We start from the raw sequence: 12,097 nt of genomic DNA, 5'->3' as shown, positions 1-12,097 counted from the left end.
CTGCCTGTCCTAGCCGATGACGTGCCTGGCCAGCTTCGGGATGTAACCGAACTTCCGGCCGGCCGCGGAACGGGCAATCAGCGTTACTGCATTGAGCCGGGACGTGACGTGGAGACGGGCAGCGCGTGCAGCACGGGTCCAGCCGATCCGCTCGAACCGGGCAGCCTCGCCTTCAAAGAACCGACGCTCCTCGTCGAAGCGGCGCCCGTCGAAAGCCCGGACCGAAGAATCGGATCCGGAGTGGCGACGGTACAGGAACGCCAGCTCGGGAGTCATCACGAGCGAACCGTTGTCGGCCGCAATATCGAGCAGCAGTGCCAGGTCCTGGACAACATCGAACTCGGACCGGAAACCAATACGCTTCAAGGTCTCGGAGTTCCAGGCAATCGAGGGGAAGTAATGCCAGCCTGCGTGCAGAAGACTCGTGGCGAGGGCTTCACCGCCCAGCAGGCGGCGCTGGCCGCCGCGGGGGGTGGCTGCCTTCTTGACCAGGTCCGTCAGCGGCATGGTCGCGCGGCCCAGCTCGTCGATGACCTGCACGCCGGGCTGCACGGCACTGGCCTGGGGGAACTCATCGAAGGATTCGACGATGGTCGTGAGGTAGTTCGGGAGCATGATGTCATCCGCTCCCATAATGACGGCGATGGGCGCCTCGATCAGGTCCACAGCCTTGCGGTAATTGCCGTTGGCCCCGAGGTTGGCGTCATTGCGCTGGTAACTGACCCGCGGATCCGAGATCTCCGCGAACCAGCGGGCAGGCTCCGGATCCGGGTAGCCGTCATCGATGACTACAAGGCGCCAGTCCTGATGCTGCTGGCCCATCACGCTCCGGGCGGCTTGCTTCATGAGTTCAACGTCCCCGTAGTACGGGAACATAACATCTACGGCAGTCAAGGAATGGCTTCTTTCACATCGGGTTCGACGGCGGCAGAGCCGGCGGTGGCGCCGCGGTCAGGAGGCGGCCCCAGGGTCGGGGAACAACTCCACTATATGGAGGGTGTGCGGCTAAGGCGAAACCGGGGAACCGGTAAGCTGGTTCGGGTATCCCTGCCCATGCCGACCAATGACCAGGACAAGAATGAACCCCAGTATCTCCCCGTCCGCTGCCAACCGCGGCCAGGTCAGCGTGTGTATGGCGGCCTATAACGGCGCTGCACACATCGAGGAACAGATCGCCTCGATCCTGCCCCAGCTGGCACCCGGTGATGAACTGGTGATTGTTGACGACTCCTCCACGGACAACACGGCCGCGGTCATCGAGGCGCTGCAGGACCCGCGGATCAAACTCATCCGGTCCTCCGTCAACCGGGGCTACGTCAGGACCTTCGAAGCCGCCCTGACGGCAAGCAGCGGCGAGTACATTTTCCTTTCGGACCAGGACGATGTCTGGATCCCCGGACGCGTGGAGGCAATGGTTGCCGAGCTCGGCCATGCCGACGTAGTGGCCAGCAACTTCGGGTACTTCGGGCACACGCCCCGAAAGATTGAATCGCTGCGGCTGCGCGGCTCGGACAGCAGCCGTCGCTGGGCCAACCTCATGATGCTGTGGATCGGGATACGGCCCTACTATGGCTGTGCCATGGCGTTCCGGCGCAGCATCAAGGACGTGGTTCTGCCCTTCCCCTCGTTCCTGGTGGAAACCCATGACCAGTGGATTGCCCTGGTCGGCAACCTCGCGGGGTCAATGGCACATCTGGAAGCGGATTCCCTGAACCGCCGGCTCCATGACAACAACACCACCCCGAAGAAGGCCCGCAGCCTGATGCTGATCCTGCGTTCGCGGATCATGCTGGCGCGGGCCTTCCTCGTGGCACGGGCGCGGCTGCGCGCCCGCAGCCGCGCCCGCTCCTAGGCTGCGGTCTTCTTCTTCCGTGGAGACACCACGGCGTTTTCCTTTGCGCTGATCCGGCCCATTCGTCCGGTGAGCGCATCCCGGATTCCGAAAGCAATGGCAGCGATCTGACGCAGCCGGTGCGGCCCGTAGACCACCCGCACACCGTAGAACACTATTTCGAGTCCGATCCGGCGCAGCACCCAGACGGGCTGCCGGGTAAGGTACCTGCGGTACATCACCAGACCGTTGCGGGTGATGTAATACACCCGGAAGGGCGCGTGGGAATGCACAAAGCGCTTCTGCCCGCCCACGGTGACATGCCACCTGCCCACGAGCATGGGGCGGGAGTCCCCTACCGCGTGGCTGATATTGCAGCCGGGGGCAATGATCGCCTTCAGTCCCATCTCACGGATCCGCGCCGTGAACTCGGAATCGACGCAGTCAATAAACAGGTCCTCCTCCAGGAGGCCGGCAGCGTCGAAGGTCGCAGCGGGAATCAGTGTTCCGGACTGCATGGGGTCAAAGGCCTCCGGGAACGGAACTCCGGGTTTCTGCAGCATGACCGGCTGCTTGTTGTGCGACTCGGCACAGATCATGCCCACCGGCACGCCCTGTTGTGTCGCCCCCGCGAAGGCCTCAAGGGCACGGGCAACGTAATCCGGGTCCAGTTCGGAATCCTGGTCCAGGGTCAGGAAAAAATCCGGGGACGACTCTGCCGCATAGCGGATTCCGGCGTTGAGGGCGGCCGCAATTCCGGTATTGGAGCCCTGTTTGAGGACGACGGCGCCCGCGCTCTCGAGCCCCTGCAGAACCTCTGACACGTCGGCGGGCGAACCGTCGTCGACCACAATGATGCGCTCAACCTGGCGGGCCAGCCGCTTCACCTTTTCGATGAGGTCGGCAGGCGGGTTGTAGGCGGAAATAACCGCTGCAACGCGGTGCGGGGAGGTCATATGTTTCTCTCTGACTGGAACGGGGCGGAACGGAAGGGCAGCGGCGAAGGCCCGCCTGCCCGGGGCCTAGCGGCCGAGCTGGACGGACTTGGACAGCAGCTGGCCCGGCCAGATGGTCCGGGGTGAACGTGCCAGGCCTTCATACAATCCCCTGGCCGCTGATCGGAGCCAAAGGCGGCGGTCCTGCGCCTGCAGCCCCTGGCGGAGGGCCAGGACGGCCATTCCGGCTCCCCAGCGGACGGGGTTCTGCAGCAGCGTCCTCGGACTCGGGTCCAGGCGCCGAAGCCACAGGTTGTTGCGGATGTAGTAGAACAGGCGACCGCCCATGTCCACCTGGTTCTGCTTCTCGGGGTGGCGGATGCGGCTGGCGGGCAGGAGGACTCCGTAGGCTCCCCGGCTGAGGCGGCGCGTGTACTCGGCGTCGTCAAACCAGATGAAGAAATCCGCATAGGGCAACGGCATTTTGGCCGCGGCCACCAAGTCGATCAGCACTCCCACGAAGCTTGCGCTGTTCACGGCCATTCCGCCCAGCTCGCCGGCCTTCGCCTGCCGGGCAACGTCCGGGGACAGATCGGGAAGGTGTCCGCTGTTCGGCTCTCCCTCCGGGTTGACCACCGTCGAGGTGACGAAGCCCGGCCGGTCGGGTGCCTTCTCCATGGCCTCCACGAGGGGACCCAGGCTGCCGGCGAGCGGCTCTGCGTCATCATCCATCAGCCAGGCAGCATCATGGCCGGCAGCCAGCGCACGTTCAATGCCCCACGCGAACCCGCCGGCCCCGCCGAGATTGATCCCCGTCTCGAAGACGGAAACCCCGGGAAACTCCTCCTGCACCATGGCGACGCTGCCGTCGGTGGAGCCATTGTCCACGAGGATAATCTCGTCCGGCCGCCGGTCCTGGCTTTCAAGGGCGGCAAGGCACTTACGGAGCAAATCAACTCGGTTATAGGAGACAACAACCGCTGCTACAGACAAAGAGTTCCCATCGTCAAAGCACGCCTTCATGGAGCGCCGGAAGGCATGCAGGAGGTGGGCGGCGCTAGCTAGATGATATCAACACGGCCGGACCCCTAGGTTAGAATCTTCTGCGGGAGCACGTCCGGGCACACGGTCCGCCGCGTGCCCGCACCCAGCAACGGAGGCTATTTCTTGGGTCAGCGTACGGTCCGTCAGCATATCCGGCGTCTGGGAGCATTCGGTGCTTCGGTAGTCATCACCACGCTGGTGGGCCTGCTGGCCATACCCGTCGTCATAGCCAACGCCGGCAGCGAGGCGTGGGGCGTGATCGCCCTGGGCCAGTCCGCTGCCCTGCTGTTCGGCGTTTTGGTGTCCTTCGGGTGGGGAACAGTCGGTCCGGCAATGGTGGCCGGCATGCTCCCAGAGCAGCGGCCCCAGATGTTCCTGGATTCCCTGGTCAGCCGCGTCTACCTGTTCGTCGTCACCGCACCCCTTGCTGTCCTGACCGTCTGGTTGATAGCCGGCGGTGATTCCGCGCCGGTGGCTGCCCTGGCCTGCCTCGCCTATCTCATTCCGTTCCTGGGGGCCTCGTGGTTCTTCGTAGGCGATGCCCGTCCGGGCAGGCTGCTGGTGTTCGACACGATTCCCGTCACCCTCGGCACGGTGCTCGGACTGGTGGGCCTGATCCTGACCGGTGACGTCTTTGTGTACCTGGCCATCCAGCTGGCCATGAACCTTCTGGGCGTTACCGTCAGCGCCCTGCTGATCCGCACCCGGTCCGCCGCGGTTCCCCGGCTGGACGTCCACCCCGGCCGGGCGGTGCGGCGCCTGGCAGGACAACGGCACGGAGTTGTCACCGCTGCCACGTCCAGCCTCTACGTCAACACCCCGCTTCTGGTTGTCGGAGCCGTCCTGCCCGGTGCCGTGGCGCTGTATGCCATGGCGGAGAAGTTCTTCAAGTACGGGCTGACCGCCGTCGGGCCGGTGGTCCAGGTGCTTCAGGGCTCCATTGCGGATCCGGACCGGGCGCTCCAGGAGGCACGCATCCGTGTCGCCGCCAAGTGGGCCCCCCTCGCGGCTGCGTTCTGCGCTGCGGCCATGGCGCTGTGCATCCCCTGGGCCAGCGATTTACTGTCCCAGGGAAAGATCCAGGTCGGATTCGACCTCAGCGTGCCCATGGGTGTCGTTTTCGGAGCAGTCACGGTGTCCCAGGTTGTGGGGCTGGCCTGCCTGATCCCGCTGGGCGAAGGCAAGGCCCTCGCCGTTTCCACGGTTCTCGGTGCCGCCATCGGGGTTCCCCTGATCGTCGCCGGGGCGCTGACCCTGGGAGTGTCCGCGGTTGCCTGGGCCGTAGCGGTCTCCGAGCTTGCCGTTGCGGTGTACCAGCTCGGCGTCGTCCGCCGCTACTTCCGCCGAAGCTCCAGGAAGTACGGGGATCTGCCGGGTACGCACACCCGGGTTGAACGCCCCTAGGCCGCTTCCGCTATCCGCAGGCGGTGATCCGGTACAGCTTCGCCTCGCCCTCGCTGTCGACGAGGGTCACCACCCCGCTGGATTCAAGGTCTTCCAACCCCGGATAGGGGTGGGTGCCGCCATGGATTTCCTGGTCGCCGAAGTCCAGGACATAGCCCACCTGCTCCGCTTCGAGGGCAGGGCAGACATCCGGATCCGTCAGGGCATTGCGTAGATCCGCGTAGATTTCATCTTCCCCCTGGTCCAGTGCGGCGATTGTGTGCAGCTGCATCGGATGGTAGCCGGCAAGGGCGTAGACCAGCGAGCTCCCGGTCCACGGATTTCCGACAAACCGGGCATCCTCCTCGACCTTCCCGTCCAGGCGTTCCATCAGCTCATATTCATCCCGCGACACCAGGGGTGCTTCCTCGCCCAGCACGTAGTTGCCGGCAGCTGAGCGGGCGGCGGCACGGACGTTCTCCCTCTGCGTGGCCAAAGCCGTCACCAGTACTACCAGCACCAGTGCAGCAGCCGTGGCGCCGCGCACCATGTCCGCGCGCCAGCCCCGGGCGGACAGCCGCTCCATCGCGGGGCGCCACAACGCTTTGTCCAGGCCCTCAACAATCAGCGTGCCGCCCAGGACGGCCACCGGGAGGATGACAATCGGCAGCAGCGCCGCCAGCCGGTTGTTGTCGGTGTACCAACCACCGGTGATGAGGTCACGGAAGTCCCCGTCGGGTGCACCGGTCGCCACGACGTAGAGGAAGCCGCCCATGACGTAGATACCCGCGGTCCACCAGGGCGCCCGTCGAAGGATCAGGGCAGCGAAACCGAACAGCGACAGCACCAGTACGCCCCAGGAGACCGGAGACAGCAGCGGAGCGCCGGCCAGCACCTCGCCCATGGCCTGAGCCTGGGTCTGGTACGGCAGCCAGATCAGCGTGTCCTGCTCCGGCCGGACTGCGTTCCACAGCATCACGACGCCGACGGCGTACAGCACGAAGGCGGCAATGTAGAGCCATGAGCGCCCGGCCCGTTTGGCGGAGTGCTCCATCCGGACACGTCGGATCGCTGCAGCTATCACCAGGGGAACGGAGAACGCGGTCACGGCCAGGAAGGCGCTGGGATGGGCCAGGGCCAAACCGGGCACCGCCAGGATCAGCAGCAGCCACATCAGGCGGAGGGAAGAGGTCCGGCGGGCCAGACCCAGGACGCTGATCAGAATTCCGAGGACGGCCGGGATCAGGCTGACACCGAGGAAGTTCGGATAGAGGACTCCGAAGTCCACCAGCAGCAGCGGGAAGGCGCCGAACGCTGCGGACAGGACCCCGGCGATCAGTGTGGGGACTGTTTTCCGTCCGGCAATCTGCTGGACGAGGAAGATGCATCCGAGGGGCCAGACCACCGCGCCAATCACCAGGTTGACCGCGTTTACGCTGACGGGAATGGGTGAGGCGGCAAGCGAATTGACCAGCGATACCAGGCCGTGCCAGCCTGACGGGTAAAATCCGATGCCGGTCATGGAGCCGATGCTGAGGGAAGACGCGGACCCGGTCTCTGCGATATACCGGATGGCATTGAGGTGGAAGATGTTGTCGAAGGTCTGGGAGAAGTTCTCCGGATTCCCGAAGGCAAATACCAGCCGCCGGCCAACCAACAGGGCGGCGCCGAGGACTGCGGCGGCCTCTGCCAGGTGGATGGCGGGGTCCCGGGTGGCCGCGGGAGCCGTGGGTTCTTCCCGCCGGGTCCAGAGAAAGCGGAGGCCGGCGGCGGCAGCCGTCGCCAGCACGGTCAGGACGGCCACCGGGAGCAGCGACCACCCGATACCTGCGAAATCGGCAGCTACGGCGGCAACTGCCACCAGGGATACGGACAACACCGGTGCGACGGCCAGGGCGGCCAGCCACCGGAGGCGGAACCCCGCGAATGCCAGCAGTCCGCCGGGGACCAGGATGATGCACAGGGCGGCGAAAATCTGAGGCGTGACGGAAATCCAGGTCACTATGTTCCTTCCGGTGCCGTCATTCGTAACGGCATACTAATACGCGATGGTCGGGAGAGGCGTGTAGGCGGGAGGGCTAGGAGCCGCCGCGCATCCTGTTGACCACCTCGGTCACCGGCGCATCCATGATGATCTGGCCGTGCTCCAGGAGGACCCCACGCTCGCATATGCGTGAAACCAGGTCCAGGTCATGGCTGACGACCACGAGGGTTTTACCTTCGCCTGCCAGTTCCTTGATCTTGTCAATGCATTTCTTCTGGAACGGCTCGTCACCGACTGCCAGGATCTCGTCAACCAGGAAAACCTCCGGATCCGTGTGGACCGCCACCGAGAAGGCAAGCCGGAGATACATGCCGGAGGAATAGAACTTCACCTCGGTATCGATGAACTGGCCGATCTCGGAAAACTCGACGATCGAGTCGAACTTCTCGTTGATCTCCTCCTCGGTCATGCCCAGGATGGCGCCGTTCAGGTAGACGTTGTCGCGGCCGCTCAGGTCATGGTGGAAACCGGCGCCCACCTCGATCAGCCCGGCAACCCGTCCCCGGGTGCCGACGCTCCCGGAATCGGGTCGCATGACTCCGGAGATGTGCTTGAGCAGGGTGGATTTACCGGAGCCGTTCAGGCCCAGCAGGGCCACGGTCTCCCCCTGCTCGATGTTCAGGGAAACATCTTTGAGTGCGTGGAACTTCTCGGACAGGTCTCCCTTGCGTCCCTTGACCAGCCAGACAAACGCCTCCTTCATGGAGCGCGTGTGCCGCAGGACGAACTGTTTGTTGATGTTGCGTATTTCAATGGCGTTTGCCACGGTTCAGAGCTCCTGCGCGAAACGGCCCTCAAGGCGGCGGAAGACGAGCTGGCCAAGCAGCAGCACAGCTGCCGAGATGACCAGTCCAACGGGGATCCAGACGGACAGCAGGTGCGGCGGAATAGCTTCCGCACCGTCCGTGGTCGGCAGCCAGAACGCGTAATGGAACGCTTCAACACCAACCGTGATCGGGTTCAGCTGGTACACGGTGAAGAACGTCTCTCCCAGCTTGTTGCTGACCATGTGCCAGGAATACAACACGGGTGACGCCCACGTGGCGATCATGAGCAGCATGTCCACGAGGTTTTCCGCGTCCCGGAAGTAGACATTGACAGCTCCGAAGAGCAGTCCGAGGCCCGTAGCCAACAGGGCGACGATGATGAAACCGGCGACGGCTGCGGCCAGCTGCAGCAGCGAGGGCCGCCAGCCGTTGAACAGGCAGGCCACGATCAGGATCACCAGCTGGGGCACGAAGTGCACGCCGGAGACCCAGACCGAGGCAACAGGGAAAAGCTGCCGCGGGAGATAGATCTTCTTGATCAACCCCCCGTTCCCCACAATGGAGCGCGATGCGTTTCCCAGCGCCTCCGTGAAGAAGTTAATCAGGACGATGCCGGAGAAGAGGTAAATCGCGTAGTTGGGCAAGCCGTCCGGATTGCCTGGACTCCGCTCGAGGTTGAGGAAGACGCCGAGGGCGATGTAGAAGACGACGAACTGCACGCCGGGCTTCACATAGGACCACAGGAGTCCCAGGATCGAACCGCGGTAGCGGACCTTCAGTTCCTTGGAGACGAGCAGCTTGAGCAGGAAGCGGGACCGGAGGATATCCGCCAGGCCCGCTCCCCGCCCCGGTGTTTCGAGTGCGCCGGTGGACAAGCTTATTTACTCTCTTCCGAATGTTCGGCGAAGGTTTTCTTCCAGGCTTCGAAGGAAGTGATCTCCGGAAGCGCCTCCCGGTACTGGTCGCTGAGCTTCTGCCAGTTCTTCAGGATCTCGGCGTTGAGCCGCACTGCTTCGGCCAGCAGGACCCGCAGCTGCTTCGGATCGCGCTTGTACCAGGAGGCACCGGTGCCTTCGGCATTGGACACCACTGCACTGTCGTACTGGGACATCCGCCACCATTTGTTGTCCTGGTGCGCAATGTAGGCCTGCGGGTGCTCAAGGCTGGTCGCCGGAACCTTCTTGGTCAGCTGCTTCACCACCGTCTTGGCGGCCCACGGAATAAGGGACGCGTAAGACGGGGCGGAGAATCCCTGGCCGTGCCGCGGCGGCTTGTGCATCACCGGGGCCGGGAAGGCTTCCGGATCGGGCTGGAACTGGGAATCGCTGAAGTCCTTGCTCATGCCCCGGATCTCGGGCAGCTTGGTCGGAAGGATCGCGTGCAGGTGCTCCGGCCCCTTCAACAGGTCCCGAAGCGCCATGACACGTCCCTGTGCGGTGAAGTACTGCATCGAGATCAGGTGCTTGAGGTCAATGTAGCCGGTCTCGCGGACAACCCGCCCGCCGTGCTCGTACGGGCTGTGGATCAGGGCGGCAATCATCCGGTTGCGGGTGTGGAAGTACGCCTGCCAGCCGACGAGGTCATCCTTGTCGATCCATGAAACGTGCCAGACGGCCGCACCGGGCATCGACACCGTGGGATAACCGGCGCTCTTGGCGCGCAGTCCGTACTCGGCGTCGTCCCACTTGATGAAGACGGGCAGCGACAGGCCGATGTCGCGGATCACCTGGGTCGGGATCAGGCACATCCACCAGCCGTTGTAATCCACGTCAACCCGGCGGTGCAGCCAGGACGTGTGGCGGAGATTGGAACGGACAAAGTCATGGCCGAGGCTCATGTCGGCGTGCGGCTGGTCCGGCTGGAACCGGTAGGGGTTCACCGTTTCGCCGAAGGTGTGAAGCACGGTGCGGTTGTAGAGGTCGAACATGTGCCCGCCCACAATAGTGGGGGTCTTGCACCGGTCAGCGAAGGTCACGAGGCGGGAGATGCTCTCCGGCTCCATCACGACGTCGTCGTCCAGCAGCAGGACATAGTCGCTGCCGCTTTCGACGGCCTCGTACATGCCGCGGGCAAACCCGCCCGATCCGCCGAGGTTGGCCTGGTTGATGATCCGCAGCTTGCCGCCCAGCTTGGCTTCGACGTCGGCGAACCCTTCGGCATCAGCGACTTTCTCGGAGCCCTGATCGACAATCAGGACTTCCTTGACGTACGCCAGCGCTTCGGGGTGTTCCCCCAGGATGCGGAGGTTGTTGATGCAGAACGAGGTTTTATTCAGGGTGGTGATCTCGAGGGTCACGCTGCCGGGGGTTACCGGCTCGCCCGGCGCCTGCCATTCGGCCTCTTCGAGAATCAGCGGCTCGGATCCGGCAACGAGGTCAAACCAGTACCAGCCGCCGTCGCCGAAGGGCTTGAGGCTGAGCTCGAAGGTGCTGGTGGCCGGCGACTTCACCCGCTGGGTCTCGACATGCTGCAGGGCGCCGCGCGCATTGGACTTGTAGACGCTGACTGCGCCTTCCCCCGTGGTCCGGACGCTGAGCCGGATGGTGTCCAGGCTGGTCCAGCGGCGCCAGTAGCTGGCCGGGAAGGCATTGAAGTAGGTGCCGAAGGAGATGCGCTCACCGGCGCGGACGGAAGTGGACCGCCGGGACAGGAAATCCTCGGCGTGCGCTTCCTTGCTGGGGGCTGCGTATGCCGGAGCCGAGGCGGCGGTCTTGGCGTCGCCGTTCATGGTGGACAGCTGCACGCCGGTGGCGCTGCCGGTGTCCATGTACAGGGGCACGGTGTCCAGCTGGTCCAGGGACGGAAGGACCACCCGCTGGACCGCGGACCACTGACGTCCGGCCGCGTCCGCCGCGGTGGACCGCTCTACTGTTGCGTTGCTCACGCGTCGACCCCTCCGCTTTCCAGCTTCGCGCCACCGGTGAAGTGGGGCTTGATTTTATTGTCGTACATGGACAGCGCCGAGCCGATGGCCATATGCATATCCAGGTACTTGTAGGTTCCGAGGCGGCCGCCGAAGAGCACCGATTTCTCACCCTTGGCGAGGTCACGGTAAGCCAGGAGCTTGGCCCGGTCCTCCGCGGTGTTCACGGGGTAGTACGGCTCGTCGCCCTTTTCCGCGAAACGCGAGTACTCGCGCATGATGACCGTGGCGTCCTTGGTGTAGTCGCGCTCGGGGTGGAAGTGGCGGAACTCGTGGATCCGGGTGTAGGGAACGTCTTCGTCCGGGTAGTTCATCACCGAGGTGCCCTGGAAGTCCTCGATCGGGAGCACTTCCTCTTCGAGGTCGATCGTGCGCCAGGACAGGTCGCCTTCGGCGTAGTCGAAGTAGCGGTCGACGGCACCGGTGTAGATGACCGGAACCTGGCCCACGGTGTTGTCGCGGGAAAATTCGTGGCCGTCGTCAAAGAAGTCGGTCTTCAGGTGCACCTGGATGTTGGGGTGGTCCGCCATCCGCTCGATCCAGGCGGTGTAGCCGTCAACCGGCAGCCCTTCGTACTTGTCATTGAAGTACCGGTTGTCATAGTTGTACCGGACGGGCAGGCGGCTGATGATCTCGGCGGGCAGGTCCTTGGGATCGGTCTGCCACTGCTTGCCCGTGTAGTGCTTGATGAACGCCTCGTACAGCGGACGCCCGATGAGCTGGATGCCCTTGTCATTGAGGTTCGCGGGATCGGTTCCGGCGAGCTCGCCGGCCTGCTCCTGGATCAGGGCCTTCGCTTCGGCCGGGCCCATCGAAGCACGGAAGAACTGGTTGATCGTGCCCAGGTTGATGGGCATGGAGTACACCTCGCCCTTGTGGCTGGTGTAGACCTTGTGCACGTAATTGGTGAATTCAGTGAACCGGTTGACGTATTCCCACACCCGCTCATTGGAGGTGTGGAACAGGTGCGCCCCGTAACGGTGCACTTCGATTCCGGTCTGCGCTTCGTTCTCACTGTAGGCGTTGCCGCCAATGTGATGGCGACGGTCCAGGACCGCGACCTTCAGGCCCAGTTCCTTGGCAGCGCGCTCGGCTACGGTCAGGCCGAAAAAGCCCGACCCGACGACGACGAGGTCAACGTTCACTTGTTTCTCCTGTTTTGTACGGTGC

10 protein-coding genes are annotated in these 12,097 nt (G+C 64.2%); 2 read left to right on the top strand and 8 right to left on the bottom strand.

From position 1 onward, the window contains the following. Positions 1-9: 9 nt before the first annotated feature. On the bottom strand, positions 10-894 hold the full coding sequence (locus tag GD627_RS05730) for a glycosyltransferase family 2 protein (protein WP_246165325.1): 885 nt from the start codon (positions 892-894) through the stop codon (positions 10-12). A 184-nt stretch (positions 895-1,078) separates the two neighbouring features. On the opposite strand from GD627_RS05730, the gene GD627_RS05725 reads away from it, so the two are divergent. After that, a complete protein-coding gene (locus GD627_RS05725; protein WP_246165324.1) occupies positions 1,079-1,852 on the top strand; it encodes a glycosyltransferase in 774 nt (257 codons plus the stop codon). On the opposite strand, the gene GD627_RS05720 is transcribed toward GD627_RS05725, so the two are convergent. Together GD627_RS05720 and GD627_RS05715 are read right to left on the bottom strand one after the other, a co-directional pair. Beyond that, on the bottom strand, positions 1,849-2,787 hold the full coding sequence (locus tag GD627_RS05720; protein WP_152271647.1) for a glycosyltransferase: 939 nt from the start codon (positions 2,785-2,787) through the stop codon (positions 1,849-1,851). The two genes, GD627_RS05725 and GD627_RS05720, sit on opposite strands and share 4 nt — an antisense overlap. 66 nt (positions 2,788-2,853) lie before the next feature. Further along, complete coding sequence (locus GD627_RS05715; RefSeq protein WP_152271646.1) at positions 2,854-3,789, bottom strand: glycosyltransferase family 2 protein; 936 nt, start codon at positions 3,787-3,789, stop codon at positions 2,854-2,856. 144 nt (positions 3,790-3,933) lie between these two features. Between GD627_RS05715 and GD627_RS05710 the strand changes: the two genes are divergently transcribed. Then, positions 3,934-5,214 carry a lipopolysaccharide biosynthesis protein gene (locus tag GD627_RS05710; protein WP_152271645.1) on the top strand — a complete coding sequence of 427 codons (1,281 nt, stop codon included), beginning with the start codon at positions 3,934-3,936 and terminating at the stop codon, positions 5,212-5,214. A gap of 10 nt (positions 5,215-5,224) precedes the next feature. Here GD627_RS05710 and GD627_RS05705 read toward each other — a convergent pair whose 3' ends face one another. The 5 genes from GD627_RS05705 to glf form a co-directional block, all read right to left on the bottom strand. Continuing rightward, positions 5,225-7,195 (bottom strand): DUF6541 family protein, encoded by a 1,971-nt coding sequence (locus GD627_RS05705; RefSeq protein WP_152271644.1) that lies wholly within the window; start codon positions 7,193-7,195, stop codon positions 5,225-5,227. Positions 7,196-7,271: 76 nt separating this feature from the next. After that, positions 7,272-8,003 carry an ABC transporter ATP-binding protein gene (locus GD627_RS05700; RefSeq protein ID WP_146361434.1) on the bottom strand — a complete coding sequence of 244 codons (732 nt, stop codon included), beginning with the start codon at positions 8,001-8,003 and terminating at the stop codon, positions 7,272-7,274. A gap of 3 nt (positions 8,004-8,006) precedes the next feature. Beyond that, positions 8,007-8,879: an ABC transporter permease gene (locus GD627_RS05695; RefSeq protein WP_425481884.1), complete on the bottom strand. Its 873-nt coding sequence runs from the start codon at positions 8,877-8,879 to the stop codon at positions 8,007-8,009. Between the two features lie 2 nt (positions 8,880-8,881). Next, positions 8,882-10,771, bottom strand: a complete 1,890-nt coding sequence (locus GD627_RS05690; protein ID WP_146361712.1) for a glycosyltransferase — start codon at positions 10,769-10,771, stop codon at positions 8,882-8,884. 113 nt (positions 10,772-10,884) lie between these two features. Then, entirely contained in the window at positions 10,885-12,072 is a 1,188-nt protein-coding gene (glf, locus tag GD627_RS05685; protein ID WP_152271643.1) for a UDP-galactopyranose mutase, read from the bottom strand. Positions 12,073-12,097: the final 25 nt, after the last annotated feature.

It is taken from the genome of Arthrobacter yangruifuii, assembly GCF_009192775.1.
Taxonomy (GTDB): domain Bacteria; phylum Actinomycetota; class Actinomycetes; order Actinomycetales; family Micrococcaceae; genus Arthrobacter_B; species Arthrobacter_B yangruifuii.
This window is presented reverse-complemented; position numbering and strand designations above follow the sequence as displayed.